The 25,369-nt window shown below is 55.0% G+C and carries 25 protein-coding genes and 1 tRNA gene; 11 read left to right on the top strand and 15 right to left on the bottom strand.

Annotation, left to right across the window (positions count from 1 at the left end; genetic code table 11):
• Positions 1-94: 94 nt before the first annotated feature.
• From Y5S_RS04775 to Y5S_RS04785, 3 genes are read right to left on the bottom strand one after another with little or no spacing between them, the layout of a single operon-like run.
• A complete protein-coding gene (locus Y5S_RS04775) occupies positions 95-805 on the bottom strand; it encodes an RluA family pseudouridine synthase (RefSeq protein WP_407921413.1) in 711 nt (236 codons plus the stop codon).
• Entirely contained in the window at positions 780-3,149 is a 2,370-nt protein-coding gene (gene lon, locus Y5S_RS04780) for an endopeptidase La (RefSeq protein WP_035230934.1), read from the bottom strand. The genes Y5S_RS04775 and lon overlap by 26 nt, the downstream gene beginning before the upstream one ends.
• Before the next feature lie 51 nt (positions 3,150-3,200).
• Positions 3,201-3,842: a class I SAM-dependent methyltransferase gene (locus Y5S_RS04785; RefSeq protein ID WP_035230936.1), complete on the bottom strand. Its 642-nt coding sequence runs from the start codon at positions 3,840-3,842 to the stop codon at positions 3,201-3,203.
• 126 nt (positions 3,843-3,968) lie between these two features.
• On the opposite strand from Y5S_RS04785, the gene Y5S_RS04790 reads away from it, so the two are divergent.
• Positions 3,969-5,228 carry an ABC1 kinase family protein gene (locus tag Y5S_RS04790; RefSeq protein WP_035230937.1) on the top strand — a complete coding sequence of 420 codons (1,260 nt, stop codon included), beginning with the start codon at positions 3,969-3,971 and terminating at the stop codon, positions 5,226-5,228.
• A gap of 11 nt (positions 5,229-5,239) precedes the next feature.
• On the opposite strand, the gene Y5S_RS04795 is transcribed toward Y5S_RS04790, so the two are convergent.
• From Y5S_RS04795 to rimO, 3 genes are all read right to left on the bottom strand, one after another.
• Positions 5,240-6,205 (bottom strand): alpha/beta fold hydrolase, encoded by a 966-nt coding sequence (locus Y5S_RS04795; protein ID WP_035230939.1) that lies wholly within the window; start codon positions 6,203-6,205, stop codon positions 5,240-5,242.
• Between the two features lie 105 nt (positions 6,206-6,310).
• Entirely contained in the window at positions 6,311-7,159 is an 849-nt protein-coding gene (locus Y5S_RS04800; protein ID WP_035230940.1) for a DMT family transporter, read from the bottom strand.
• Between the two features lie 3 nt (positions 7,160-7,162).
• Positions 7,163-8,500, bottom strand: a complete 1,338-nt coding sequence (rimO, locus tag Y5S_RS04805; RefSeq protein ID WP_035230942.1) for a 30S ribosomal protein S12 methylthiotransferase RimO — start codon at positions 8,498-8,500, stop codon at positions 7,163-7,165.
• Positions 8,501-8,677: 177 nt separating this feature from the next.
• On the opposite strand from rimO, the gene thpR reads away from it, so the two are divergent.
• Entirely contained in the window at positions 8,678-9,187 is a 510-nt protein-coding gene (gene thpR, locus Y5S_RS04810; protein WP_035230943.1) for an RNA 2',3'-cyclic phosphodiesterase, read from the top strand.
• Positions 9,188-9,511: 324 nt separating this feature from the next.
• A complete protein-coding gene (locus Y5S_RS04815) occupies positions 9,512-10,138 on the top strand; it encodes a YbhB/YbcL family Raf kinase inhibitor-like protein (RefSeq protein WP_035230944.1) in 627 nt (208 codons plus the stop codon).
• A 51-nt stretch (positions 10,139-10,189) separates the two neighbouring features.
• On the opposite strand, the gene Y5S_RS04820 is transcribed toward Y5S_RS04815, so the two are convergent.
• Positions 10,190-10,266, bottom strand: a tRNA-Pro gene (locus Y5S_RS04820).
• Positions 10,267-10,413: 147 nt separating this feature from the next.
• Here Y5S_RS04820 and Y5S_RS04825 point away from each other — a divergent pair.
• A complete protein-coding gene (locus Y5S_RS04825) occupies positions 10,414-11,529 on the top strand; it encodes a methyltransferase (protein WP_035230946.1) in 1,116 nt (371 codons plus the stop codon).
• A 185-nt stretch (positions 11,530-11,714) separates the two neighbouring features.
• Here Y5S_RS04825 and mtnC read toward each other — a convergent pair whose 3' ends face one another.
• The 5 genes from mtnC to Y5S_RS04850 form a co-directional block, all read right to left on the bottom strand.
• Positions 11,715-12,395 (bottom strand): acireductone synthase, encoded by a 681-nt coding sequence (gene mtnC / locus Y5S_RS04830; protein WP_081939669.1) that lies wholly within the window; start codon positions 12,393-12,395, stop codon positions 11,715-11,717.
• 211 nt (positions 12,396-12,606) lie between these two features.
• Positions 12,607-13,149, bottom strand: coding sequence for a 1,2-dihydroxy-3-keto-5-methylthiopentene dioxygenase (locus Y5S_RS04835; protein WP_035230948.1), 543 nt, complete (start codon positions 13,147-13,149; stop codon positions 12,607-12,609).
• Between the two features lie 3 nt (positions 13,150-13,152).
• Positions 13,153-13,788 (bottom strand): methylthioribulose 1-phosphate dehydratase, encoded by a 636-nt coding sequence (locus tag Y5S_RS04840; RefSeq protein WP_035230950.1) that lies wholly within the window; start codon positions 13,786-13,788, stop codon positions 13,153-13,155.
• Positions 13,789-13,801: 13 nt separating this feature from the next.
• On the bottom strand, positions 13,802-14,833 hold the full coding sequence (gene mtnA / locus Y5S_RS04845; RefSeq protein ID WP_035230951.1) for an S-methyl-5-thioribose-1-phosphate isomerase: 1,032 nt from the start codon (positions 14,831-14,833) through the stop codon (positions 13,802-13,804).
• Positions 14,823-15,278 (bottom strand): PGPGW domain-containing protein, encoded by a 456-nt coding sequence (locus tag Y5S_RS04850; RefSeq protein ID WP_035231232.1) that lies wholly within the window; start codon positions 15,276-15,278, stop codon positions 14,823-14,825. Before Y5S_RS04850 ends, mtnA begins: the two co-directional genes overlap by 11 nt.
• A gap of 98 nt (positions 15,279-15,376) precedes the next feature.
• On the opposite strand from Y5S_RS04850, the gene Y5S_RS19400 reads away from it, so the two are divergent.
• Positions 15,377-15,850 carry a DUF2489 domain-containing protein gene (locus Y5S_RS19400; RefSeq protein WP_035230953.1) on the top strand — a complete coding sequence of 158 codons (474 nt, stop codon included), beginning with the start codon at positions 15,377-15,379 and terminating at the stop codon, positions 15,848-15,850.
• Here the strand turns inward: Y5S_RS19400 and Y5S_RS04860 are convergent.
• Entirely contained in the window at positions 15,784-16,578 is a 795-nt protein-coding gene (locus tag Y5S_RS04860) for a DUF3108 domain-containing protein (protein WP_035230955.1), read from the bottom strand. The two genes, Y5S_RS19400 and Y5S_RS04860, sit on opposite strands and share 67 nt — an antisense overlap.
• Positions 16,579-16,838: 260 nt before the next feature.
• Between Y5S_RS04860 and Y5S_RS04865 the strand changes: the two genes are divergently transcribed.
• Complete coding sequence (locus tag Y5S_RS04865) at positions 16,839-17,228, top strand: PilZ domain-containing protein (protein ID WP_156107576.1); 390 nt, start codon at positions 16,839-16,841, stop codon at positions 17,226-17,228.
• Positions 17,229-17,448: 220 nt separating this feature from the next.
• On the opposite strand, the gene Y5S_RS19645 is transcribed toward Y5S_RS04865, so the two are convergent.
• Positions 17,449-18,042, bottom strand: a complete 594-nt coding sequence (locus Y5S_RS19645) for a hypothetical protein (protein ID WP_035230957.1) — start codon at positions 18,040-18,042, stop codon at positions 17,449-17,451.
• A gap of 213 nt (positions 18,043-18,255) precedes the next feature.
• Here Y5S_RS19645 and Y5S_RS04875 point away from each other — a divergent pair, with 213 nt between their 5' ends.
• From Y5S_RS04875 to thrH, 3 genes are all read left to right on the top strand, one after another.
• A complete protein-coding gene (locus Y5S_RS04875) occupies positions 18,256-19,173 on the top strand; it encodes a 5'-nucleotidase (RefSeq protein ID WP_035230959.1) in 918 nt (305 codons plus the stop codon).
• A 93-nt stretch (positions 19,174-19,266) separates the two neighbouring features.
• Complete coding sequence (gene cysB, locus Y5S_RS04880) at positions 19,267-20,241, top strand: HTH-type transcriptional regulator CysB (protein ID WP_035230960.1); 975 nt, start codon at positions 19,267-19,269, stop codon at positions 20,239-20,241.
• Positions 20,242-20,526: 285 nt separating this feature from the next.
• Positions 20,527-21,144, top strand: a complete 618-nt coding sequence (gene thrH / locus Y5S_RS04885) for a bifunctional phosphoserine phosphatase/homoserine phosphotransferase ThrH (RefSeq protein ID WP_035230962.1) — start codon at positions 20,527-20,529, stop codon at positions 21,142-21,144.
• A gap of 188 nt (positions 21,145-21,332) precedes the next feature.
• Here thrH and Y5S_RS04890 read toward each other — a convergent pair whose 3' ends face one another.
• Positions 21,333-22,448, bottom strand: coding sequence for an anthranilate synthase component I family protein (locus Y5S_RS04890; RefSeq protein WP_035230964.1), 1,116 nt, complete (start codon positions 22,446-22,448; stop codon positions 21,333-21,335).
• 307 nt (positions 22,449-22,755) lie between these two features.
• Between Y5S_RS04890 and Y5S_RS04895 the strand changes: the two genes are divergently transcribed.
• Positions 22,756-23,577 (top strand): DUF6160 family protein, encoded by an 822-nt coding sequence (locus Y5S_RS04895; RefSeq protein WP_035230966.1) that lies wholly within the window; start codon positions 22,756-22,758, stop codon positions 23,575-23,577.
• Between the two features lie 99 nt (positions 23,578-23,676).
• Positions 23,677-25,260 (top strand): tetratricopeptide repeat-containing sulfotransferase family protein, encoded by a 1,584-nt coding sequence (locus Y5S_RS04900; RefSeq protein WP_035230968.1) that lies wholly within the window; start codon positions 23,677-23,679, stop codon positions 25,258-25,260.
• Positions 25,261-25,369 lie beyond the last annotated feature (109 nt).

The raw sequence follows: 25,369 nt of genomic DNA on the forward strand, positions 1-25,369 counted from the left end.
CACTGCGGTAATGACTGCTGTAGAAGTCGTGCTTGAGGGACGAATTGTGCGAAGCGCGTTGGGTTGTGCCAAGGCGTGACGATTACTGACCTGGCTAGAACGGGCAGGGCGAGGTGAATTCGCTCCATAGTCCGGTGATGGGGTGGTTGAAGCCTAACCATTCGGCATGCAGTAGCAGCCGGGGGCTGAGGGCTTCTACTTCCGGTGGGGCGTACATGTCGCAGCCGATGATGGGGTGGCCCAGTTCGCGGCAGTGGATACGCAGTTGATGGCTGCGGCCGGTGACCGGGCTCAACGCTACACGGGTGCGGTTACGCCATTCATCTCTTTCCAGAACCTGATAGTGGGTCAGGGCGTGTTTGCCGTTTTCGTAGCACACTTTCTGCAGCGGGCGGTTGGGCCAGTCCGCGATCAGAGGCAACTCAATGCTGCCTTCATTTTGTTCCACGATGCCATGCACCACTGCCTGATAACGCTTCTTGACGGTGCGCAGCTGGAAGAGACGACTCAGTCTGCTTTGTCCTTCACGGCTGAGTGCAAACACCATGATGCCTGAGGTATCCAGATCCAGCCGATGAACCAGGCGGATATCTTCGAACTGTTGTTGCAGACGGGTAATGGCGCAGTCCTTGTTCTCTGGCGCTCGGCCGGGAACGCTTAGCAAGTATGCAGGTTTGTTGATGAGCAGGACATCGGCATCCTGATACACAATGCCCACCCGCTCATGGCAAGTGGGCACGATGTAATAGGAAGCATTGTCGTTGCCAGACATGGAAGCATTAACCCCAGAGAATGCCAAAGACATCGTTGTACTGTTCGGCAAAATGAACGGTCAGTCCATCCTTCAGATACTCGGGTAATTCATCAAAGTCGCGCTGGCAGGCTCCCGGTAGTATCAATTCCCGGACACCCACGCGCCGGGCCGCGATGACTTTTTCACGAATGCCTCCCACCGCCAGTACCTGACCAGTCAGGGTCAGTTCACCCGTCATGGCCACCTTCCTTGGCAGTCGCTTTTTCATCAACAGTGACAGCAGGGCGGATGCCATGGTGATGCCTGCGCTCGGGCCATCCTTGGGTGTTGCCCCTTCAGGGACATGAAGATGAATAAAAGCGTTATCAAGAATGTCGTCGGCAAGGCCAAAATCACGGAGGTGGCTGGCCACATAGCTGTAGGCGATCTCGGCGGATTCTTTCATCACATCGCCCAGTTGCCCGGTCAGTTTAAAACCCCGCTGGCGGCTATGTACCAGGCTGGCTTCTACCGATAGTGTCGCACCGCCCATGCTGGTCCATGCAAGACCAGTGACCACGCCGATTCCACGCTGGGTCTTTTCCGTCTGAAAGTAGGGCTGACCGAGAAAATCGGTGAGATTTTTGCCGCTGATGCTGATCTTGCCTGTGCCATCCAGTAGCTGCACGGCGGCTTTACGGATGATCTTGTTCAGCTGTTTTTCAAGATTGCGCACGCCAGCTTCACGGGCGTAGCCCTCAACAAGCTGTCGCAAGGCGCTATCGCTGATCTTGAGCTGGGCAGATTTTACGCCCGCCCGCTCCAGAGCGCGGGGCCACAAGTGTTGACGGGCAATCTGCACCTTTTCTTCTGTGATGTAGCCGGACAGACGTATGACTTCCATCCGGTCCAGCAAGGGGCCGGGGATGCTGTCCAGGGTATTGGCCGTGCAGACGAACAGGGCATGGCTGAGATCCAGGCGTTCATCAAGATAGTGATCCAGGAAATCCTGATTCTGCTCAGGATCAAGTACTTCCAGCAGGGCAGAGGCGGGGTCGCCCTGGAAGGATTGTCCCAGTTTGTCGATTTCATCCAGCATGATCACAGGGTTGGCTGTGCCGGCTTCTTTAAGGGCTTGCACGAGCTTGCCGGGCATGGCGCCGATATAGGTACGACGGTGACCCTTGATCTCAGCCTCATCGCGCATGCCGCCCAGACTGAATCGATAAAACTTTCGACCCAGCGCCTCGGCGATGGATTTGCCTATGCTGGTTTTACCCACACCAGGAGGGCCAACCAGCAGAATAATGGAGCCTTTGACTTCGCCTCGCAGTGCGCCAACGGCGAGAAACTCCACAATGCGGTCTTTCACATCATCAAGGCCGCTGTGATGGGTTTCCAGCACGGTTTTGGCGTGCCTGAGATCCAGATTGTCTGTGCTGTACTGGCCCCAGGGCACGGTGGTCAGCCAATCCAGATAATTGCGGGTGACCGCATATTCGGGCGAGCCGGTTTCCAGCATGGACAGCTTGTGTAGTTCATCGTCAAAGCGTTTGCTGACTGCCTCTGGCGGGGACAATGCCTGCATGCGTGCACGGAACTCGTCAGCCTCAGCCGTCTTGTCATCTTTGCTCAGGCCCAGCTCACGCTGAATGATTTTAAGCTGCTCACGCAGGAAGAACTCGCGCTGATGTTTGCTGACCTTCTCGTTTACCTCTTCGGTGATTTCGCTCTGCAGCCGGGCGACTTCCAGCTCTTTTTTGACCAGCGTCAGCACTTTTTCCATGCGCGGACGCAGTGGCACGGTTTCCAGAATCGCCTGCAGCTCATCACCGCTAGCGCTGGTCAGTGCGGCAGCGAAATCGGTGAGAGGTGATGGTTCGGTGGGGGAAAAGTTTTGCAGGTAGTGCCGCAACCCTTCGTTATAAAGCGGATTGAGGGGCAGCAGTTCTTTAATGGTATTGATGATGGCCATGCCGTAGGCGCGGATGGTCTCATCGGATTCCTGCTCTGGCTGGGGGTAGCTGACTTCGGCCATGAACGGACGCTTTCGATTCAGCCAGCCTTCAACCCTGAAGCGGGCAGCCCCTTGAGCCACCAGCTGAAAATGATCATTTTCTTCGTTCAGAGCGTGGACTTTTACCAGACAGCCGTAATCCGGCATATCCTCAGCCTGAATGGTGTCGGGATCCTTGTCGCCCACATAGACCAATCCCAGAGATTGATGGGGGGTCTGGCTGACTCGCTCAAGGGTTTGCGTCCAGGTCTCCTTGTCCAGCATCACCGGTTGAACCAGTCCTGGCATGAATGGCCGGTGGCGTACAGGAATCAGGTAAATACGCTGAGGTTTGAGCTGGTCGGGCAGGGCCGGCAGGCCCTGCTGGATGGTTTCGGTGGTTTGGTTGTCGTCGGTCATGGCGTTACTTCCAATGTTCATGGAAACAACATGGTGTCATTAGGATGAATTTCAATTGTTGATAATCAGAAGATCGGCGCTCAATACCTTGGGCGTCTTGGTGCGACGTTCTACCACCCGCGAATTCAGTCCGGCCTTTTCACAACGCTCTGCCAGCGCATAAAACGGACTACGGCCCGGATCGGCGATAATGATCTCTTTGACCCCGGCTTTCAGGCCACGGCGGATCAGCTTGAACAGTACGGGGGTCAATTCGTCCCAGAAGCAGATATCTGCCCCGGCCATGATATTCACATCGCTGAGCATGCTCTGTGTGAGCTTTTCAAATCGTGCCTGCTTTTGCTGGATCTCAACCTTGTTGATCTGGGCATGCAAATCCAGATAGGGAAAGACGTCTTCATCGGCATCGACCGCAGTGACGGTACAGCCAAAGCGCTTGGCAGCAAAGATCGAAAGCGGGCCCCAGCCACAACCGATATCCAGAAGGTGCTGGTCCGCCTGGACTTTTTGCCGGGTAAGGTGATCCATGATCAGGAAGCTGGAATTCCAGACTTTGTTGCCATGAATGGAAGGGGTGTGGTTGGCGCGCTTGAGCCGGCGAATTTCCCGGTGGCCGGAGCGCAACAGGGTGATGCCACGGGTGCGAATGGTATGTGGCTCTCCAGCCCTTATAACTAACCCTGAAGCTGACATAATCGCTCACTGCTGTAAAAGTCTGAAACACTAAGGCCAGGCCCGGTGCGATTCAAGTCCAGAAAGTGAATTGACAGATTGGCATAATGCGAGCAACTGGAATGAAGAAGGGCTGGGTAGTCATTCATGATTAAAGAGGGAGTCATTGGGCTATCTGGCATTGCAGCAGGGCGCTCGCGTTACCTGCGTGCAGCGACTGCTATCAGTCAGTTGATTGCGTTGTATGCGGCGTCAGGGGCCCGTGACCGCTCTGAAACCCATCACCGTGGGGCTGAGATTCTCACCCGTCTATGTCGACGTAATGGGGGCTTTTGGGTCAAGGCTGCCCAGTTTTTCAGTTGCCGCCCGGATGTATTACCCCGCGAATATATCGAGGCCTTCCAACAGCTACAAAATGATGCCCAGCCGGTGCCCTTCACCGCTGTCACAAAGGTACTGGCCCGCGCCTGGGGCAAGAATTGGCGTGAGCGTTTTCTCTGGATTCAGGAGGAACCGGTTGCGGTGGCCTCTATTGCGCAGGTTCACAGGGCGCGCCTGATCGATGGCCAGGAGGTGGCGATCAAGGTCAGACTGCCCAAGGTGCAACGCCTGTTTCTGCAGGATGCGAAAGTGTTTCGCGCGCTGTCTGCGATTGCCGCTCCCCGGTTTCGTGAGTTTGATCTGCGCCAGGCAGTGGAGCAACTGTTGACGATGACGGCCATCGAACTGGATTTTCGGAACGAGGCCGCCAACATGTTGCGTTTTGCTCGCCAACCGCATGCGCCCCGTATTCGTATTCCCGAATTGATCAAGCCCCTGAGTAGTGAGCGAATTCTCGTGACCAGCTGGGAAGGGGAAACACGCTTGAGAGATTACCTGGATGATCATCGTGATCAGGCTGCCGATCTGTTGGGGGTGCTGCTGACCAGTTATCTCCAGCAAGTGACCCGCTTTGGGATTTATCAGGCCGATCCTCACCCAGGCAATTTCCTGGTCAACGACCAGGGACAAGTGGTCATTCTTGATTTTGGGGCCATCGGTATCCTCACCCCGGATGAGGTTCGCCGTTACTCCCGGCTGCTTTACGGCATCATGGGCTTTGAGGGTCAGGTTGATATTGGTGAGCTTTTCGTTCAGGCGGGTTTTAAAGGAGGGTCACCGGAGACCTTGAAAGCACTTGCTCTATTTGTGCTGACCGATCAGATGCGCCAGCAGGGACCGGTTGCGGCGATGGGGGAGCTGATGGAGCGCTTCAGGGAAGAGAGAATCTCCATCCCGGATTCGTACATCGGTATCTCTCGGGTGCTGATTACTCTGGGAGGTTTCCTGATGAGCTATGACGTGCCGTTTGACTGGACTCCACCTGAGCAGCGAACGGGTGCCGCCAGGCAGGTGGAGCCTGAATAGCCCACAAGGCCTCAGGATTGTGGGTTGCCAGTTTCCAGCCAGAAGGTGCGGAACAGATCAGCTGTTTTCCCGGGGGCTTCGGTCATTGGTAAATGACCGATGTTATCGAGAATCGCGGAGCGGGCGTTGGGAAGCGCTTCCAGGAAGACATTTACATTGTCGACGCCCAACAAGCGGTCTTTCTGGCCCCACACGATCAAGGCCGGGGTGGTAAGCGCTTGTAGTTTTCCGCTACCTTCCAGGTTCATGCCCGGGTCATCATTCAGCTGCGCAAAGATGGCTTCTGCGACAGGGGCATTGTCTGCTTTCTCCTGGCCCATGATATCGATGAAGAAATCTGGCATGTAGGGCGGATCTTCCATTGCCCATTCCAGAGTGGTGTTGAATTCATCCGGGCTGGAGGGGATCAATGGATTGTCTTCCGCATTGTCCAGTAGCTTGCGAAATTCCGGTGTTTGCCGTGTCAGGCCGGCTGAGTCGATCAGTCCCATGGATTTAACACGTTCAGGGGCCTGGCTGGCCATTTCAAGAGTGATGGCTCCCCCCATGGAATTGCCTGCCACGTGGAACTGCTCAATTCCCAGTGTGTCCATCAGCGCCAGCAATCGCTTGGCCTGTGAGGCCATGCGATAGTCCAGATCAATGTCGCGGGTAGTTTTGCCGTGGCCAGGCAAATCGGGAACCACAAAGTAGAATTCATCTTCCAGGTCACCAGCAAAACGCAGCCAGTTGCTGGCGTCAGCGCCAAACCCATGAATCAGAAGCACCACTGGTTTGTCCACGTTGCCCTCAGAGGTGAGCAGTGACCATTCTATGCCGTCTGGTGTGACTGTCTGCTGTTGAGTTAATCCCGCCCGTGATTTTTCCAGATTCAGGCCAAACTCATAGGCCTGTTGAGCCGGGTTTTCGCAGCCACTAAGGGCAATCAGCGACAGGGAGGCCAGCAAGCTGACGATTAAACGGTATGAAAATCTCATAAGCGCGACTCGATCCATCGGTGTGCAGGCAATTTTGAGAAGGTATTGTAATGAGCTTCAGGGTGCCAGATGCGCCAATTTACGGCAAAACATCGGGGAGGGCTGTCACTTCTTGCCTTTCAAATTCCAGACCCCGGCGGCCACAATCAACAGGGTACCCAGAATGGTAGTGATCACCAGCGTTTCACCCCAGAACATCCAGCCGAGCAGGGCGGCCCAGACAACTGCTGAATAGTTGTAGACACCGACCTGTCCAGGGCTGGCCATCTGGTAGGCATTGGTCATGGCAAACTGGCCGCCGGTGGCAACCAGCCCGATCCCCATCAGCCAAAGGTAATCGGTACCGCTGGGGAGGGTGTCTACCCAGAGTAGAGGAATCGCGGAGAACAACGAGGCAAATAAAGCAAAATAGAACACCACTCGTTGGGCCGGTTCAGTGACGGCCATGCGCCGAATGCTGACTTTGGCAATGCTCATGATGGCGGCGCCGGCCAATGCTACCCACATGACAGGATCAATGCTGCCGGTGCCGGCCCTCATGATGATAGCCACACCTACGAACCCCACCAGAATCGCCACCCAGGTGCGAGTGCGGATGGTTTCTCTCAACCATAACCAGCCCACCACGGGAAGGAAGAACGGAACCGTCATCTTTACCAGTACCGCTTCTGCCAGAGCGATATGGCCAATGGTATAGAAGAAACAGAACATGGCTGAAACGCCAGTAAAAGCACGGATCAGGTGAAGATGCAGATTGGCAGTTTTGAGCTGACCGAAGCCACCTCGATGCATGATGATAGGTAACAGAAACAACAGCCCGAAGAGGTTACGGGCAAACACGATCACCTCGGTATCAAGGTGATCGGAGAGATTCTTGATCATGGCGGCCATGATGGCCAGCAGACCTTCGCCCAGAACCAGCAGCAAGGCGCCTTTTAGCGGTTGGTCATTCACGCGTCAGGCATTACCCGGTACCGGAGTACCCCAGAGATCATGCTCATCGGCATGCTCAATTTTTACCTGCAATCGCTGGCCCGGCTTGAGATCGGTTTCGCCGTTCAGGTAAACGAGACCGTCAATCTCGGGTGCATCGGCTTTGGACCGGGCGATAGCGCCTTCCTCGTCCACTTCATCCACCAATACTTCGAGCGTCTTGCCGATCTTCTTTTGCAGCTTGTCCGCGCTGATGCGGGCCTGCACGTTCATGAAGCGCTCGCGGCGCTCTTCAGCAATGTCCGGGTCCACCGGGTCGGGCAGGGCGTTGGCAGGGGCACCGTCTACCGGGGAATAGGTGAAACAGCCCACCCGATCCAGCTGTGCTTCCTCCAGCCAGTCCAGAAGCATTTCGAAATCGTCATCGGTTTCACCGGGGAAGCCCGTGATGAACGTGCTGCGTAGCGTGATATCCGGGCAGATTTCGCGCCAGCGGCGGATTCGCTCAAGCGTATTTTCTGCATGAGCGGGGCGTTTCATGGCTTTCAGGACCGATTGGCTGGCGTGCTGGAACGGGATATCCAGGTAAGGAAGGATATGGCCCTCGGCCATCATCGGGATGATGTCGTCTACATGAGGGTAGGGGTACACATAGTGCAGCCGCACCCACGCACCCATTTGGCCAAGCGCCTGACACATTTCCAGCATGCGGGTTTTTACCGGCATACCCTGCCAGAAACCGGTCTGGTATTTGCGATCCACGCCGTAGGCGCTGGTGTCCTGGCTGATAACCAACAGTTCCTGAACTCCAGCTTTCACCAGGCGATCCGCCTCATCGAGCACATCGCCGATGGGGCGGGAATCCAGCTTGCCACGCATGGATGGGATAATGCAGAAGCTGCACTTATGGTTGCAGCCCTCTGAAATCTTCAGATACGCATAGTGACGGGGTGTCAGCTTGATACCCTGCGGGGGCACCAGATCCAGGAAGGGGTCGTGGTCCTGGCTGGGCGGAATGACTTCATGCACCGCACTCACAACCTGCTCATACTGCTGGGGACCACTGACGGAAAGCACAGAGGGGTGCACCTTGCGGATGGTGTCTTCCTCTACGCCCATGCAGCCGGTGACGATCACCTTGCCGTTTTCGTTCAATGCTTCGCCGATGGCATCCAGCGATTCTGCCTTGGCGTCATCAATGAATCCGCAGGTATTAACGACCACCACATCGGCATCGTCATAGCTGGGGGTCACCTGATAGCCTTCGGTGCGTAGCTGGGTGAGAATGCGTTCTGAGTCCACCAGGGCCTTGGGGCATCCCAGGCTGATGAAACCGACTTTACCGGATTTGTTGCCGGACATAATGCACCTCTCGGTTGGCTAACGTGGTCGCTGGCGGGCTGGGTGTCAGGTAGTGGGGGCGCAATTCTACCGGTGTCGGGGTTTTGAAGCCATGCCTGTGATGCGAAGGGCTGTTCGGGGCTGGATCATCGCCATTTGGCGGTTTCCCAGGCGTGAATCACGGTTTAGGAGGTCAGAATGCGCTGTTTTATCGGGGTACCTGTCACCGGGGAGCTTGCCAGTACAAGTGCTGTGCTTGCGAACGGATTGCCCGCTGCGACTCCAGTCCGTAATTTGCACATGACCCTGGCATTTCTGGGCAACTGTCGCCCTGAGCAGCTGGAACTGCTGAATTCCGAGCTGGCGCAATTGGCGCAGCAGAGCTCGCCCTTTGCAATGTATTTCACCCAGTGCGAGCCGTTCCCTGCCAGTGAAGGCCCGTTCCTTGCGCTGACCGGCGAGCCGAGCGCAGCCTTATCCCATTTGCATCAGCAATTGAATGAGCGGCTGGCAGGGCTCGGTTTTGAGCGGGAATCCCGCCGGTTTCGTCCACACATCACACTTGCGAAACCCGGCCATGCCCAGCCGACAAAGACCGGGGAATGGCTCCTCGCGGTCGATACTTTGTGGCTCTATGAAAGTCAGTTGGACGCGAATGGCCGGCCAACATATACATCCTTGTCACTGTTCCCGTTTTCTTGCCCTTGAAAATGTCAGACTAAATCGGTGTTATGAGCTCTCTATTGCGTCAGGGCCTGTTAACACTACCGGGATGGCACCTGTTGAGCCCCCAAAGCCGCCAATCTAGGCATGAGGAGTGATGGTTGGTTTCTCCAAATGAATGACGAATAACGACGAGTGGCGGCTTTTGGGGCTCAACCCGGAGGGCTGATCCCTTTTTCCGCCCAGCAGAGCCAGCCGTTGTTAATGTAGAATGACTACACCACACACCGGCTGACACTACTGGACGAAAAAATGCATTCAGCAGGAGCCATCCCGGTAGTGTTAACAGGCCCTCACAGGAGTCATCCCATGCAGCTAGTCAGCAGCAGTCTGACCGACCAGCAAGCCATTGATACCCGGTATGCGTTTGCGGTGATCGACCCGGAAAATCACGTTGCCTTGTCCGAGAATCTTAATCCTCACCTGGCATGGACTGGTGCACCAGAAGGCACGCGCTCTTTTGCGGTGGTGGTGCATGATCCTGATGTGCCCAGTGCTGGGGATGATGTGAATCAGGAGGGACGGGAAGTCCCTGAATCCCTGCCGCGCGTGGATTTTTATCACTGGACGCTGTTTGATATCCCGGTGGATCAAAGCAGTGTGGAAGAGGGGGCTTACTGTAGCGGCATTACCCCCCGTGGCAAGCCCGGTCCAGATGCAGGTAACAACCTTCGTCATGGTAAAAATGACTATACCGGCTGGTTTGCCGGTGATGCCGATATGGGCGGGGATTACTTTGGCTATGACGGCCCGTGTCCGCCCTGGAATGACAGCATCATTCACCGTTATATCTTTACGGTTTATGCGCTGGATGTGGAAAAATTGCCGGTTGGAGAGGATTTCAGCGGCGCCGGGTTGGCGGAGCTGATCAAGGCTCATGCACTGGATTCTGCTAGTCTTACAGGCACCTATACCCTCAATCCGAGACTGGCATAGGGGATGAATAGCGACATAAAAAAGGCCGCTCATTTGAGCGGCCTTTTCAATTGGTCGGAATAGCAGGATTCGAACCTGCGACCCCTACGTCCCGAACGTAGTGCTCTACCAGGCTGAGCTATATTCCGGATCTAGTGCTGGCGCATTCTAGCAGCGAAATCTGAAAATGCCATACCTAAATAGGCTCTCGGCTGCTGTTTGTCGATAATATGGCCAACCGGCTCATCTGAAGGCAGAATGCGCCTCCCTCGTACCCGGACACCGGAGTTTCCGGCATGCATGAACTGACACACCCCTGGGGAAGCCTGACCCTGTACCGCTGGCCGCGCCGCCGGAATGAGACGCTTCAGGCCTGGGACAATGCAGACCGATATCTCCTCAATACCCTTAATGAACGTGGCGGGGAGGCTGATGAGACCCTGGTGATCAACGATAGCCACGGAGCCCTTGCTCTGGCTGCTGCGCAGCGCGGAACGGTGCTGACCAGCGGCGATTCCTGGCTGGCGTATCACAATATTGGCAAGAATGCTGTCGAAAATGGCCTCTCCACAATCCCCCATTGCTGGCCAGGAGAAAGCCTGTCCTCTGCGCCTGCCCAAGTGATCATGCGGGTTCCCAAATCGCTTGCCCTGTTGGAATCCCAACTCGCCTGGCTTAGCGCGCAGCTGGTTGAAGGAACCCCGGTATGGCTCAGTGGGATGGACAAGCATCTTCCCAGGCAGCTGGTGCCCTTGATGGAAAAATACCTGGGAAACGGTCGGGCCGAATATGGATGGAAAAAGGCTCGCCTTTTCAGCGCAACAGCACCAGGCAAGGAGCTGACTGAATCACCTTATCCAACTTCGGTGGATTCTCCATTGGGGCCGTTGCGGGTTGATGCCGGGGTGTTTTCTCAGCAGCAGCTGGATATTGGCGCTCGTTGTTTCCTGGAGCATCTGCCAGAAACTCTTGCACCTGCAGCGCGGGTGGTGGATCTAGGCTGTGGTAACGGCGTTATCGGGCTGGCGATGCTGGAGAAAATCCCGGACGCTCATGTGACGTTCTGCGATGAATCCTGGTTGGCGTTGCAAAGTGCCCGCCACAATGTGGAGACCTGCCAGCCGGATGCAAACGTGGTATTTCACCACGGCGACGGCCTTGAAGGCCTGGAGATGCGGTTTGACTGTATCCTGCTGAATCCCCCGTTTCATGATGGTCATACGGTGGGAGACCATGTAGCGCGTCGATTATTCAGGCAGGCCAGCAAGCGGTTGGCAGAGGGAGGAGAGTTGCGGGTCATCGGCAATCGCCACCTGGGTTATCACAAGGTGTTGGGGCGCTTGTTCGTGGAAGTTGAGGTAGTGGGGAGCAACAGCAAGTTTGTTGTGCTTTCCTGCCGTAACCCCAAATAGCATGGCCTATGGGTATGCCCCGAGAGGGAAATGGCCTCTCATGAAGAGTCGACATATCGCGGCGGAACCGCCGCTCCCACTGGTACGACCGCGAAAGTCCTTTCAGAAGGCTCAGGTGTTGTGGTGTCCCCGCCACTTCATCCTGGGCTGCTTCCCGGCATAGAAGCTTTCAAAATTGGAAGGGCTTACTGAGGCAGCCTGATCTCGTCGAAGCTGGTCACGACCGGGTGTTTGCTGCTGCCTTGGCTGCCTTCACGGTCCACCCGGATGGTGTTGAAGCCTGCCTCAGCGGCAGCGTCCAGTTCGGCTTCTATATCGGACAAGAACAGCAGATTCTCAGCGGGCAGGCCGATGGCATTCTGGATATTACGATAGCTCTGTGCTGCCTGCTTATGGCCTGAGGTCGTGTCAAAGTAACCGCTGAACAGGTTTGTCAGATCGCCGCCATCGCTATACCCAAAGAACAGTTTCTGGGCAGGGATGGAGCCAGAGGAATAGACATACAGATCCAGCCCTTGTTGTTTCCAGTTTTGTAAGGCGTTTGCTGTGTCGGCATAGAGGTGAGCAGTATAGTCACCATTCTGATAACCGTGTTTCCAGATCATTCCCTGCAGTGATTTGAGGGGAGTGGCTTTGCGGTCTTCGGAGATCCATTGCTGGAACAGAGCGCTGGCTTGTTCTGGAGTTTCCAGTGTTTGTCCGCTTTCCGCCTCTGCGGCGCGCACTTGTTCGCGAACGGCCTGATCATCCCACTGTGCGGCAAGAAAGCCCGGGAAGGCCTGGGCGGCGTAGGGGAACAACACTTCCTTGACAAAGGAAATGCTGCTGGTGGTGCCTTCGATATCAGTGATGATTGCCTTGATCATGATCCTGTCCGTCACTGCTGTTACGTGGGTAGAGAGCGATGAAATGCCGGTAGCGAGGTACGAGTTTCGAGTAACGAAAACCTGAAATCACTTTTCCTTCAGGCTGTGACAGGTTTTGCTCTTCGAAACTCGAAACTCGAAACTCGAAACTCGAAACTCGCGTCTATTGGTTTATCACTTGCAGGCATAGCCTGAAGGGCACAGAGGCTCCCTAGTCCAGGCGCGAGAAACGGCTGGCGATGTCGCTGCCGGTAAAGTTCGCCACCCAGCCTTCCGTATTATTGAACAGACGAATGGCAACAAATCGCGGCTGTGAGCCCATATCGAACCAGTGCGGGGTGTTGGCGGGGACGCTGATCAGATCGCCCTTGGTGCACAGGACCTCGTAAACCTTGTCGCCGATGTGCAAGGTGAACAAGCCTTGGCCCTCCACAAAAAAGCGTACTTCGTCTTCGCTGTGACGATGCTCGTCGAGAAACTTCTGGCGAAAAACCGCTTTGTCAGGGTGATCCGGCACCATGCTGACCACATCCACCGTCTGGTAGCCTTCCGATTCCATCAACCTGTCAATATCCGCCTTGTAGGCAGCAATGACTTCATCCTGTGAAGGCTGCTCAGAGAGGGCCGCTGAGGCTTGCCACTGTTCATAGCGGACACCGGCTGTGGCAAGTACCTTGGCCATGGCCTGCTTGTCGGTGAGGTGTTGCTCGGGGGCGTCGGGGGCATCCGCGCTGAAGACTTTCATTTCACTCATTGTCTAGACTCCACTCAGGCGACGGCGATCCAGCTCGATGGCGAGCAGAACCTCCAAGGCTTCAAGTTGACGGTAACAGGCGGGCAAATCTGCCGCCCAGGTGTACAGGCCGTGACCACGAATGAGATAGGCATGGCTGGCATCACCATCCTCCATGGCGGCATCCACCGCTTCTGCCAGGGCGGCAATATCCTGAGTATTGTCGAAGACAGGAATCACCAGGCGGCTTTCATGGGTGGTAAAGCCATCAAGGGCCTTGAGAAGTTCATAGCCATCCAGCGTAATGCTGTTGGCCGGCCAATGCATGGTGAGTACCGTGCTGGCATGGCTATGGGTGTGAAGTACCGAGCCCACCTTGGGAAAACGACGATACAGCTGCGTATGGAGAAGGGTTTCTGCGGAGGGTTTGCCTGCGCTGGCCGCTTGTCCCTGCATATCCACCGCCATGATATCGGTTTCCCGCAGCAGCCCTTTGTCTTTGCCGGACTGGGTGACGGCGGCGTAATGCTCATTGAGTCGTACGGAATAATTGCTGCTGGTGGCCGGTGACCAGCCATTGCCGTAGATGCGTTGTCCAATGGCGGCCAATGCGCGGCTGGCCTCGCGGAAATCGGCGGTGGAATAGGGGCGTTCGATCATGGTGCTCTCCGCTTCACTGCTGTCGCAGATGGGCCAATACTTTCTCGGTGGTGGGTGCTTCGATAACGCCGCGTTCGGTGACGATCGCGGTAATTAGCTCGCCTGGCGTTACGTCAAAGGCGGGGTTGTAAACTGCCACCTCGCTGGGGGCCACAACTTTACCCTGAATCTGGCGTACCTCGCTGCCATCCCGCTCCTCAATCACAATATGTGAGCCATCGGGCAAGGCCGGGTCAAGGGTGGATACGGGGGCCGCAACAATAAAAGGAATGCCGTGGTGCTTGGCCAGTACGGCCAGATTGTAGGTGCCAATCTTGTTGGCGGTATCACCATTGGCAGTGATTCGGTCTGCGCCAACGATAACCGCCTGGACTTTTCCCTGAGCCATAAGCTGGCCAGCCGTGCTGTCGGCCACCAGGGTAACGGGAATACCATCGTTAGCCAGTTCCCAGCTGGTCAGCCGGCTGCCTTGTAACCAGGGGCGGGTTTCCCCCGCATAGACACCGCGCAGCTGCTGCTTTTGCCACGCGCTCCTGATGATGCCCAATGCGGTGCCATGGCCTCCGGTGGCTAATGCACCGGTATTGCAGTGGGTGTACACAGTAGCGTCCTGGGGCAGCAGGGATGCGCCGAAGTCTCCCAGTGCGTGGTTGGCAGCGATATCTTCTTGATGAATGGCCTCGGCATCCTGGGTCAGAGCTTGCACAAGCTCTGCGCCCTCAAGGGAGCCGCCAGTCGCTTGCAGTCGATCCAGTGCCCAGAACAGGTTCACCGCTGTGGGGCGGCTGGCCGCCAGCGTCTCAACGGCTCCAGCCAGAGCTGACATGCTGGCCCGCTGCTCCATGCGGGCAGCTTCCAGGGCAAGGCCGTAGGCAGCGGTGATGCCAATGGCTGGCGCCCCGCGTACCACCATGTCACGAATGGCCGTGGCTGCATCCTGACTATTGCGCACGGGAAGCCAGACAATCTCGGTGGGCAGCAGGCGCTGGTCCAGTAGTTCGAGGAAATCCCCGTGCCAGCGAATGGCGGCGCTGTTAATCACCATGAATCATGTCCTCAGCTATTCCATCTGGATGTTGGAGTGGTGTTCGCCGGTATTTACGACGAATCCAGTTGGCTGCCCGGAAGACTCCGGGGCGGCGCATGATAGCGCGTTCAAGGCGGTATTTCCCCGGAAATGTACTGGCCATAATGGCAATGAGTATGGTCAGCAACCCCTGGCCGGGTAGCACCAGCATGAGGATGCCGGCTATCAGCAACAGCAGGGCGAGGAGGTTCCGCAGGCACCATAGTAGCCACCCCAATGGGGTGCGACGAGCGGTTGGGTGATAGTCGCCGGTAAAATAGTCAGCAGGCATCCGGGCGATTAACAGTGGAATGGCGACCATGGATGCCAGCGCCATCAAAATGCCGGTAGCCGTCAAGGCGGGCAGCCAGGGCTCAAGGTGATGGGCAAGGGGTGCCAGCCAATCGGGCAACGTGGGCGTCAAGCAGCTTCTCCGCAGGATGAACTGAACGTATCTGAGGGCTACAATGGTACTGGTTTCGGGTTTTTTCAAACCTTATCTCAACCCCCTTTGGAGAAAACATGTCTCTTGCCTGGCAGATTGTTCTGGCGGCTTTGCTCGGCCTGATAATTGGTACCGTGCTTGGTTTGATTCTGTGGCGGTTGTGGACAGCGCGAAGACAGCAACAGGCAATTCGTCAGCAACACGCTGGCGTGCTGGATAGTCTTGAGGTACTCACCCTCGCCATGGCTCAGCAACAAGTGGAATTAAGTGAAGCGGCAATTCGTATCAGTGCCCTGCTGGATACCTTGCCAGAAAGTATTTCGCCGAAAGTGGACTTGTCGGATTTTCATCAATTCGCCGAGACCTGTCGGCAGTTTGACCGAGGGGAGGCACGTGCGGCGCTCACGCCGCGGGTTCGGCACCAGCAGGATAGCTATCGCTGGCAACTCGAGGCTGAGTACAAGGAGCGACTGGAAAGCTGTGCTCAGCGGCTGGAAACCGTGCTGCCAGCCTGGCGTTCGGGATTACGGCTATCCTCGTCGCTCAAATAACGGAATTCGGTCAGTTCAATACGGCCGCGTACGAAAGGGTTTTCCTGATGATCCATGCGGATCATGAAGTATTCCAGTGAAGGGGCTGCCCAGAAACGGGACTTGCGGCCGCGCTCCTCGTAGTCCCGCTCAAGGCCAGATGCCAGCCATTCACCTGCGGGGGTCTTGATCGTTTCGTTATCCAGCGCGCGGTATTGATACTTGGTCATGCCATCGGGTTCCGCCACATCAAAGCTAAAGGACTGATCCGCTTTGGCCATATGGCAGCGAGAAACCATGGCGACACTCAGTGCATCCAGTGCGTTACGTGCCAGGGGATAGACCGCCTTACTGCCTTTGGCGGTCTGGGTATCCCAGTCGAAATCAATTTCGCCTCCACGCTGGATGCCGAAGCCGACACTTTCATGCTGATAGTGATGGGGTTTGGCAACACAGTTACTCCAGTCAAAGAGGGCAGTTTCCTCATGACGGAAGAGGCGATTCTGTGCCTTGAAATGCAGTTGATAGTGTTCGGAGTCCCGGGTCAGGCGGATGGTGGCGTTGAGCCCGACAGGGATGCCATTGACCACAACACGGTAGCTGGCTTCCACCTCCGGCAAGGCCAACGGGAATGTGGCGCCGGGCGTGGATTCTGCATCGCGAGGGGAATCGGCGAAGACGGAGGAAGTGCACAGCAACGCCGCTCCAGCCAGGGAAGGCATTAGTCCGAATGTGCTGTTAGCTGTCACGTCCCTTTGATTCCTGATCTGGAAGAATAAAGTGGCTCGATGATAACACGGTGTCTTTATCTGGCCAGTGTCAGAATCAAGACTGAGATGCCCGGCTGAAACGATAGAATGCGCTGCCGCAGTCGGGATGCTGTGTTAATATTTGTAACTTATGGCGTTGTGATGTCATTGCCGGGGAGTCTGTCGGACTTGGGTCCGAAAGGCTCCTGTTAATTCAGCGCCAGGATGGCGTTGCCAGATACCAAATACGCGGACACGATATGGACAGCAGAGAATCCCGTGGAGCCAACCGGCGCAAGTTGGCCCGCATCAACACCCAGATGCGAGTGGACGTATTCAAACATCGTTTTATTGGAGGCTGGCGATATGTGACCAGGGCGAAAGCGCTGGATTACAACCGCTACGGTATCGGCGTGACCTCCCCAATGCGCCTGTCTCCGGGTACCCGAATCAAAGTTGACCTCTACACCCCGGCCATGATCCTCCGCCAGGTGGATGCTGAGGTAGTGAGCTGCCAACGGGCAGGGCAGGCCTATCGACTGGGGCTCCGTACCTACCAGACCTTGAAAGAAGTGGCGGGTGAGTCTGATCAGCACCAGATTCGCTATCTGGCGGGGATGGAAGAGGTTTTGCCCCAGCGTGCCTCTTAGGGCTTGTTAACAGGCTCAGGTCTCGCAGGCAGTTCGCAGCACCGACTTGCCAGTTAGCCTCGAAACCTCGCGGCGGAGCCGCCGCTCCCACAGGTACCAGCTCGCCAAGGCTGTGCCTGTCGGGCACCGCTGACGCAGCCATGGCGGTTTCACTGGCAGGGGCAAAACAAAAAAGCCCCGACTGAGAGGTCGGGGCTTTTTGTTTAACCGGAACGAAGGCTTAGCTTGCTTTAGGTGCTGGAGCCTTCTTCGCGGCGGCCTTCTTCTTGGCTACCGCTTTTTTCTTGGCTGGCGCCTTCTTGGCGGCAGCTTTCTTCTTGGCTGGGGCCTTTTTCGCAGCCGCCTTTTTCTTGGCAGGTGCTTTCTTCACCGCAGCTTTCTTGGGGGAGACCTTTTTCTCTATTTCCTTGGCGCGCTTCTCCAGGTCTTTCTCGTACTGACCAATGACGCGAGCCAGGCTGTGAGCCTGCTTGGCGGTGGCCTTCAGTACCTTGACCTCGGTTTCGAGAATGCGCTTGCGGGTTTCGGAGTCGTCTACCTGCTTGCGGGCATCGTCAGCGGCTTTGCGGGCGCGGTCCAGCTGACGCTTAACGGTGGCGGTGGCCTTCTCGCGGTATTCGGTTTGCAGGCTCTCGAACTTGCTCAGGTACTCGCGGCGACGCTCCATTTCCTTGTTGAGACGATCGCGCGCTTTTTCCAGCTGTTTTTCCAGCTGACCGATTTGCTTCTCACGTTCTTTATCAAAGCGCTCAGCCAACTTGCGGATCTGCGCCTGAAGTTCCTCAACGGTATCTTTAACCTTGTTAGCAGCCATGGACGACTCCCTTTCCCCTTCGGATGGTATGAAACAGCTTGGCGTAGCGTTGAAGACAACGCTGTTGCAACTTTATGCCACATATATGATGTGAACAACCATTGATCAATTTGTGTCGGACAGAACGGAGTCAAGATGTATCCATTCTCCCTGCATTGCGCTTTGAATCTCACAGCAGGATACTGGCTGCAACCTGGATGGATGAGATAAATCATGCCTGTGTCGTTTGACGGCAAGCTTGTTGTTGCCATTAGTTCACGTGCGCTTTTCGATCTGTCTGACAGCCATAAAGTCTATGTAGAGCAAGGGCTGGATGCGTTTCAGGATTACCAGATAGAGCACGAAGAAGATGTGCTTAAGCAGGGGGATGCCTTTCCTCTGGTAAAGAAGCTGCTTGCCATCAACGAACTGCAAGGTGGTGAGGGCAGGGTGGAAGTGATCCTGTTGTCACGCAACAGTTCTGATACCGGGCTGAGGGTCTTTAATTCCATAGAACATTATGGGCTACCTATTACCCGGGCGGCTTTTGCCGGTGGGGAAAGCCCCTACCGGTACGTGTCCGCCTTTGGGGCTCATCTGTTTTTGTCTACTGACCCTGATGATGTGCGTCAGGTGCTCGAAGCCGGCTATGCGGCGGCCACCATCCTTTCCGGTGGCAGCTGCCAACGAGAAGATGGCGTGCTGCGTGTGGCATTTGATGGTGATGCAGTGCTTTTTTCTGATGAGTCCGAACAGATTTTTCAGAGTGCAGGTTTGGCAGCATTTACCGAGAATGAGAAACGTGCTGCGCGGACTCCCATGAACGGCGGGCCGTTCAAGCCTTTCCTCGCGGCCCTGCATCAACTGCAGAACAGCTTTCCCCATGATGAATGCCCGATTCGCACGGCTTTGGTGACGGCCAGAAGCGCTCCGGCCCATGAGCGTGTCGTGCGGACTCTCAGAGAATGGGACGTTCGACTGGATGAGAGCCTTTTCCTGGGTGGGCTGCCTAAAGGGGATTTTCTGCGGGCATTTGGTGCCGATATGTTTTTTGATGATCAGCAAGGTCACTGCGAGTCCGCTGCAGAGCACGTGGCAGCCGGACATGTACCTCATGGCATTTCCAACGTGGCGTCCGGCGGCGATAAGTAACTACCTGCAAGGCTTCCTATGCTTTTGCTGTATAATTACTTATATTCTTATAACCACTCGTAACCACTAGCCCGACAGCGTGCGGAGGCAAGGATGAAACTGCAGCAACTACGCTATATCTGGGAAGTGGCGCGGCACGATCTCAATGTGTCTGCTACTGCGGCCGCGCTATATACCTCTCAGCCGGGAATCAGCAAGCAGATTCGTATGCTGGAAGATGAGTTGGGGGTGGAGGTCTTTGCCCGCAGTGGCAAGCATTTGACTCACATTACCCCTGCTGGGCAGGCCATCCTCAGGATTGCTGGTGAAATTCTTCAGCAAACCGAGTCCATTCGTCGTGTGGCGCAGGAGTTCAGGGATGAGTCACGTGGTGAACTGAGTATCGCCACTACCCACACCCAGGCCCGGTACGCTTTGCCTCCCGTTATCAATCAGTTTACCCAGCGTTTTCCTGACGTTTCCCTGCACATGCATCAGGGTACGCCCATGCAGATCTCTGAGATGGCGGCAAACGGCAGTGTGGATTTCGCCATCGCTACTGAGGCGCTGGATCTGTTTTCTGACCTCATCATGATGCCTTGCTACCGCTGGAATAGGACGGTGGTTGTCCCGGAGGGCCATCCGCTTACCCAGGTTAGCCCGCTTACCCTGGAGGCCCTGGCCGAATATCCCATCGTTACATACGTGTTTGGTTTCACTGGCCGCAGCAAGCTCGATGATGCATTCGTGGACAAGGGGCTCGAGCCTAAAGTGGTGTTCACCGCGGCAGATGCAGATGTCATCAAGACCTATGTGAAGCTGGGGATGGGAGTTGGGATTATTGCTCACATGGCTGTGGATCCTGTTGAAGACAAAGGTTTGGTGGCTCTGGATGCGGGTCACTTGTTCGAGTCCAGTACCACCCGTATTGGATTCCGCAAGGGCACCTTCCTTCGCGGCTTCATGTACGACTTCCTTGAGGCCTTCGCGCCTCACCTGACCCATGATCGCGTTGAGGCAGCCATCAAGGCCTCAAACCGCGAGGAGCGGGAGGCGCTGTTCGCGGATATCGAGCTGCCGATTCGTTGAAGCCGTTTCTACCACAGAGGGCACAGAGATCACTGAGTAAAACCCTGGCTTATTCGGTTGCTCTGTGCCGCATCTACAGACATGTACCGCCCAATGACCGTCCTGACCAAGTGGGCTCCGTTCACTGTCAAGGCTCCCAGTTCGAGTGGGAGTCTCTCCCTCCAGCCAGTTGAGTGTTTTCCTCGGTGTCCCCTGTGGTAAAACCCCGCCTTTACCCACGCCAATTGATTTCTACTGGGCCGGCGGCTACATTGTGCGCGCCTGATCAACCCATAGGGGAATACCGTGGAATTGCTGTGTCTGGACCTGGAAGGGGTCCTGATCCCGGAAATCTGGATCAACTTCGCTGAAAAGACTGGAATCGAAGAGCTTCGTGCTACCACCCGGGATATCCCGGATTACGATGAACTGATGCAGATGCGTCTGCGCATTCTGGATGAGCATGGTTACGGCCTGCCCGATATCCAGGAAGTCATCGATACTCTTGAGCCCCTCGACGGAGCCAAGGAATTTGTCGACTGGGCCCGCGAAAATTTCCAGCTGATCATCCTCTCGGACACCTTCTACGAGTTTGCCAAGCCCTTGATGAAGAAGCTGGGCTGGCCGACCCTGTTCTGTCACCGCCTGGAAGTGGACGAAAACGGCAAGATCACCGACTACAAACTGCGCCAGAAAGACCCCAAGCGCATGTCCATTAAGGCTTTCCACAGCCTGAACTATCACTGTATTTCTGCGGGTGATTCCTACAACGACACCACTATGCTGGCCGAAGCCGAGCAGGGCATCCTGTTCCATGCGCCGGACAACGTGATTGCCGAATTCCCGCAGTTTCCTGCAGTGCACAGCTACGAAGACCTGAAAAAGGAAATCGTCAAGGCAAGCCCACGGGATATTCCGCTGTAAAACAAGCTGCATAGAGCAGGTTTCACCCATAACGTGAGCGAAGCCTGTCGGACCAATATCAAAAAGCCGCGCCCAGCCTTGGGTGCGGCTTTTTTGTGTCTTGGGTAAGTGATCAGAACCAGAGACTTCGCGTGCAAGCACCCTCCTACAGCTTGGGTTCTGGCTCAAGCTGTGCCCCACAGAGCAGGTTACAAAAACCGTTGTTCCAACGACCCCATCAGCTTTTCTACCTTAAAGCGGCTTTCCTCATATTCCGCTTCAGGATCAGAATCGAACACAATGCCGCCGCCACCATGGCAGTAAAGCTTGTTCCCCTCGGTTTGAAGTGTGCGAATCAGGATATTGCTGTCGAGATTCCCGTGATTATCCATCCAGAAAAAGCTGCCGCAGTAAGCGCCGCGGGGCACAGGTTCCAGTTCATCAATGATTTCCATGGCGCGCTTCTTGGGAGCCCCCGTAATGGAACCGCCCGGAAAGGCACTGATGAGAGCTTCCAACGGAGAAATATCCTCCCGTAGAAGGCCTGTCACGGTGCTGACCAGGTGTTGAACATTACTGAACCGGCGCAACTCGAATAACCGATCGGCGTTGACTGTTCCCGGCTGGCAGACAGCACCGAGATCATTGCGCAACAAATCCACAATCATCAGGTTTTCTGCCCGGTCTTTAGGGTTGAGTAGTAATTCTTCAGCAAAAGCCATGTCTTCAGCATCAGAATTACCTCGAGGCCGAGAGCCTTTGATAGGCTCGGTCACCACACGCTTTCCTGCGATAGAAAGAAAACGTTCAGGTGACACTCCAAAGACAGTTGCCGTACCGGTATCAAAATAGCAGCTGTGTGGGGCAGGGTGGTCAGTTTGCAATCCAAGCCAGCCCAGCAAGGGATCGCCACTGAAGTATGTGGAAAACCGCTGCGCGAGATTTACCTGATAGCAATCGCCAGCTGCCAGATATTCTTTTATACGATTCAGCTTTGCGAGATACGCTGCTTTGCTGATGTCCGGTGTAAAGGGCTGCTCAAGTTGAAATGTGCTTGCTTCGCTGCAGCCGACCAGGCCATCAGGGAAAGGAGTGGGGGCCGCATCATAGAGGTGAACGACTAACGGGATACCTGTGCCCTGCGAGAAAGGATTCATCTCATAGGGGATGACCCCTGCAGCAAAAACACAATCCCTGTTGAGGCGTGCTCCGATGTCTGCAACAAGACGCGGAGCATCCCCAATATTCGTGATGGAAAGTGTCTGCACGGGCTCGGGTAGAGCTACAGTCTGGCCGTTCAGGGTAAAAAGGCAGCTGAAAGTCATGGCGCGTCGTCAAAATAGGGAGGGCTAGTGTACCGGTAACAGACAAACTACCCAACCGTGTTACGACGGGTAACATTTGGAGCGCGATTCAGGGAATGTTGCAATGAGACAGAAGCTAATTCTTGTTTCGTTAATTTCAAAAGCATTTAAAAAACATATGGTTAGAGGATAATCCTTAATGTGAATCTCTTTGTAACTGTTGCATTGGCTTTTGTAACTGATGTGTTAACGTACATGTGTGCTCTCGAGAAACGGGGCGCATATAAAGATTACAAAAACACACGTTGTGCACACGAGGAGAACAACCATGGGTTTTAAGAAACTCGCTCTCGCCGCCGCCGTAGCCGCCGCTCCCATGAGCGCCCTGGCTCTGGAGCCGATGCAAGATGAAGCACTGTCCAGCGTAACTGGTCAGGACGGTATCAGCATGAGCATCACCACCAACGTTACTACTGACCTGTTCATCGAAGATACCGATGGTCACGCAGCTATCGGTACTGCAGGCGCAAATGCAGGTTTTATTGCTGTTCAAGGTGTGAACATCAATGGTCAGATTGACATTGACATTGATGCCGCTTCTGCGGCTGGCACAAATGGTGTTGGTGGCGCTCTGGTTATTGGTATTGATCTGCCTAACCTGACCTTGTCCAACCTGAATATCGGTGTTAGTGGTTCTGATGCTACCAATGGCGAGCGTGTTGCAGTTGATGGCTTGGCCCGTGTAACTGCTGCCAAAGCAGGTACCATTACCAACGTAGTGTCTTTGGGTGATATCACCCTGAACAACTTGGGTATGGATATTCAGCTGGGTCCGGATGCTGCTAACTTCCTGTCCCTGTCTGGTGCCATTGGCGATATTGTAATCACTAACTTTACTCTGAACGATTCCTCTGCCGCTGGCGGTGGCTCCCTGTTCGCTGATAACGTTCTGATCGGCGGCATGGATTTGACTGGCACCACTGCAAGTATTACTCCAACTGGTCTCTCTCTGAGTATTGCCACAGCAGGAGGCTCTGATATTGCCCTGATGGGAGTTGGTATGGGTACTGCTGGTACCAATCCGATTGGTAACGTTTATATCACCGGCCTGAACCTGAATGGCACCACTGTAAGCATCTCCGGTCACTAATTAGAGCTGACCGCTTCAACAAAATGTGCCCCGGCGAAAGCTAGGGCACATTTTTTTTGTCCTGAAAATCCCAATCCTGTTTAATTCGGTGCCATGAGCATGCAAATCGGTCTTCAACAAATTCGTCCTGTTACCGAACAGCTGTGTAATTCTGGTCGTTACGATCAGGCGCTATCAGTGCTTAAGCAGTGCGCACAGCGAGGGGTAACGGACTTTTCAGCACTTAACCGGGCGGTGGATGCTGCTGTCCAAATTGGCGATCTCGGTGCGGGGGCTGAACTTGTTGATCTGATCCTTAAAGGATGGCCAAAAGATTCCCGTAGTTGGGAGCTGCGATACAAGATTCTCCATGCCGGTGCCCAGTGGAGTGAGGCTCGTATCGTTCTCAAGAGGGTCAAAAAATATGCGCAGGAAGCAACGCCAGAATATTTTTTGGCGAATGCGGAAGTGCTTGAGCGCCTTTTTCAGCCAGATAAGGCTCTGGTCTCCCTCGAAGAAATCCCCAAGTTGATTTCGGTTGATGAACATTCTCGTTACTGGTACCTGAAGGCAACCATTTTGCTTCAAATGAAGGATTACCAAGGTGTTGTCGATTGCCTTTCTGGCTGGTTGCCCAAAGCGCCGCATGACAGATTTGCAGCGGCTTGCTGGAAGTTTTTGGGTAAAGCGCAAGATGCCCTTAAGTCATACGATGATGCGTTTCGGGCAATCAAGTCGGGTAACGACCTGCGTGCATCACTCGATTCCAGAATGATCAGTGAGAATAGTCTTCGTCGCCGTGTAGAAGTTTTCAGGACGCTTTTTACCCCTGAATGGGTGTCAGGCTGGGAGGAAATTACGCCCACGGATCATCCGCCAGTTTTTTTGATTGGTTTTCCTCGCTCTGGCACGACACTTCTTGAGCAGGTGCTGGATGCGCACCCGGATGTTCAGGCTCTTGAAGAGCAACCCACCATGGCAGCCGTTCTTCGTCAGTCGGGAGCATGGATGAACGCCAAAGCCAATATGGATGGGGCGCTTAAAACAACTGATAATTGGAAGCAGCAGTGGTTGGCCTCTTTTGATTATCTAAGCCGGATCAATGAGAAGCAGGTGGTGGAGCTGCGTGACGCCTACTACAAGGTGGTCGATGAAAAAATGAAGTACAACCGTTCCAATCTGTTAATCGACAAGATGCCGCTGAATACCGTGGACATGGGGCTAATCCTGAAGATTTTTCCCAATGCTAAATTCATTGTGGCCCTTCGCCACCCCTGTGATTGCGTGCTGAGTGCTTATATGCAGTCATTTCAGATGAATGATGCTATGGCCAACTTCCTTGATCTAGGTGCTGCTGCCAGCTTTTACCGAAATGTGATGAGTCTGCTCTGGCAATATGAGAAGGTTTTTGATCTCAGGGATCGTGTTCATGCGATTCGCTATGAAGATTTAATTGAAGACCTTGATGGCGAAGCAGCCAAAGTCATCAACTTTCTCGGCTTGGAGTGGAATGACGCAGTCACGCGCTACGATGAACATGCTCGCCAGCGCGGTACCCTGGCGACACCCAGCTACCAGGGCGTAACCCAAAAAATCTACAGCAGCTCCAAGGAGCGCTGGCGAAACTATGCACAATGGATGGCTCCGGTATTGCACCATTTCGAGGAGGCAGCGGAGCGTTACGGTTACGATTTGTCGATTTAGGGTCGTATCAGAATAAAAAGCGGCGGCTAACTGTTTGATTTTAATGAATGGTTTGGGCGCATCTCTACTGGCCCGTTAGACCTGGGCTGGCTGCGAGAAAGCGAGTTGC

The organism is Alcanivorax nanhaiticus (assembly GCF_000756665.1).
GTDB lineage: Bacteria > Pseudomonadota > Gammaproteobacteria > Pseudomonadales > Alcanivoracaceae > Alcanivorax > Alcanivorax nanhaiticus.

Bases quoted from the DNA above. Each gene is read 5' to 3' on its own strand.
- Y5S_RS19645 (WP_035230957.1), bottom strand. From the start codon at position 18,042: ATGGCTGCTAACAAGGTTAAAGATACCGTTGAGGAACTTCAGGCGCAG.
- Y5S_RS04865 (WP_156107576.1), top strand. From the start codon at position 16,839: ATGGACAGCAGAGAATCCCGTGGAGCCAACCGGCGCAAGTTGGCCCGC.
- rimO (WP_035230942.1), bottom strand. From the start codon at position 8,500: ATGTCCGGCAACAAATCCGGTAAAGTCGGTTTCATCAGCCTGGGATGC.
- lon (WP_035230934.1), bottom strand. From the start codon at position 3,149: ATGACCGACGACAACCAAACCACCGAAACCATCCAGCAGGGCCTGCCG.
- cysB (WP_035230960.1), top strand. From the start codon at position 19,267: ATGAAACTGCAGCAACTACGCTATATCTGGGAAGTGGCGCGGCACGAT.
- Y5S_RS04900 (WP_035230968.1), top strand. From the start codon at position 23,677: ATGCAAATCGGTCTTCAACAAATTCGTCCTGTTACCGAACAGCTGTGT.
- Y5S_RS04835 (WP_035230948.1), bottom strand. From the start codon at position 13,149: ATGAGTGAAATGAAAGTCTTCAGCGCGGATGCCCCCGACGCCCCCGAG.
- Y5S_RS04775 (WP_407921413.1), bottom strand. From the start codon at position 805: ATGTCTTTGGCATTCTCTGGGGTTAATGCTTCCATGTCTGGCAACGAC.
- Y5S_RS04840 (WP_035230950.1), bottom strand. From the start codon at position 13,788: ATGATCGAACGCCCCTATTCCACCGCCGATTTCCGCGAGGCCAGCCGC.
- mtnC (WP_081939669.1), bottom strand. From the start codon at position 12,395: ATGATCAAGGCAATCATCACTGATATCGAAGGCACCACCAGCAGCATT.
- mtnA (WP_035230951.1), bottom strand. From the start codon at position 14,833: ATGGTGATTAACAGCGCCGCCATTCGCTGGCACGGGGATTTCCTCGAA.
- Y5S_RS04790 (WP_035230937.1), top strand. From the start codon at position 3,969: ATGATTAAAGAGGGAGTCATTGGGCTATCTGGCATTGCAGCAGGGCGC.
- Y5S_RS04785 (WP_035230936.1), bottom strand. From the start codon at position 3,842: ATGTCAGCTTCAGGGTTAGTTATAAGGGCTGGAGAGCCACATACCATT.
- Y5S_RS04875 (WP_035230959.1), top strand. From the start codon at position 18,256: ATGCCTGTGTCGTTTGACGGCAAGCTTGTTGTTGCCATTAGTTCACGT.
- Y5S_RS04795 (WP_035230939.1), bottom strand. From the start codon at position 6,205: ATGAGATTTTCATACCGTTTAATCGTCAGCTTGCTGGCCTCCCTGTCG.
- Y5S_RS19400 (WP_035230953.1), top strand. From the start codon at position 15,377: ATGTCTCTTGCCTGGCAGATTGTTCTGGCGGCTTTGCTCGGCCTGATA.
- Y5S_RS04895 (WP_035230966.1), top strand. From the start codon at position 22,756: ATGGGTTTTAAGAAACTCGCTCTCGCCGCCGCCGTAGCCGCCGCTCCC.
- thpR (WP_035230943.1), top strand. From the start codon at position 8,678: ATGCGCTGTTTTATCGGGGTACCTGTCACCGGGGAGCTTGCCAGTACA.
- Y5S_RS04825 (WP_035230946.1), top strand. From the start codon at position 10,414: ATGCATGAACTGACACACCCCTGGGGAAGCCTGACCCTGTACCGCTGG.
- Y5S_RS04815 (WP_035230944.1), top strand. From the start codon at position 9,512: ATGCAGCTAGTCAGCAGCAGTCTGACCGACCAGCAAGCCATTGATACC.
- Y5S_RS04890 (WP_035230964.1), bottom strand. From the start codon at position 22,448: ATGACTTTCAGCTGCCTTTTTACCCTGAACGGCCAGACTGTAGCTCTA.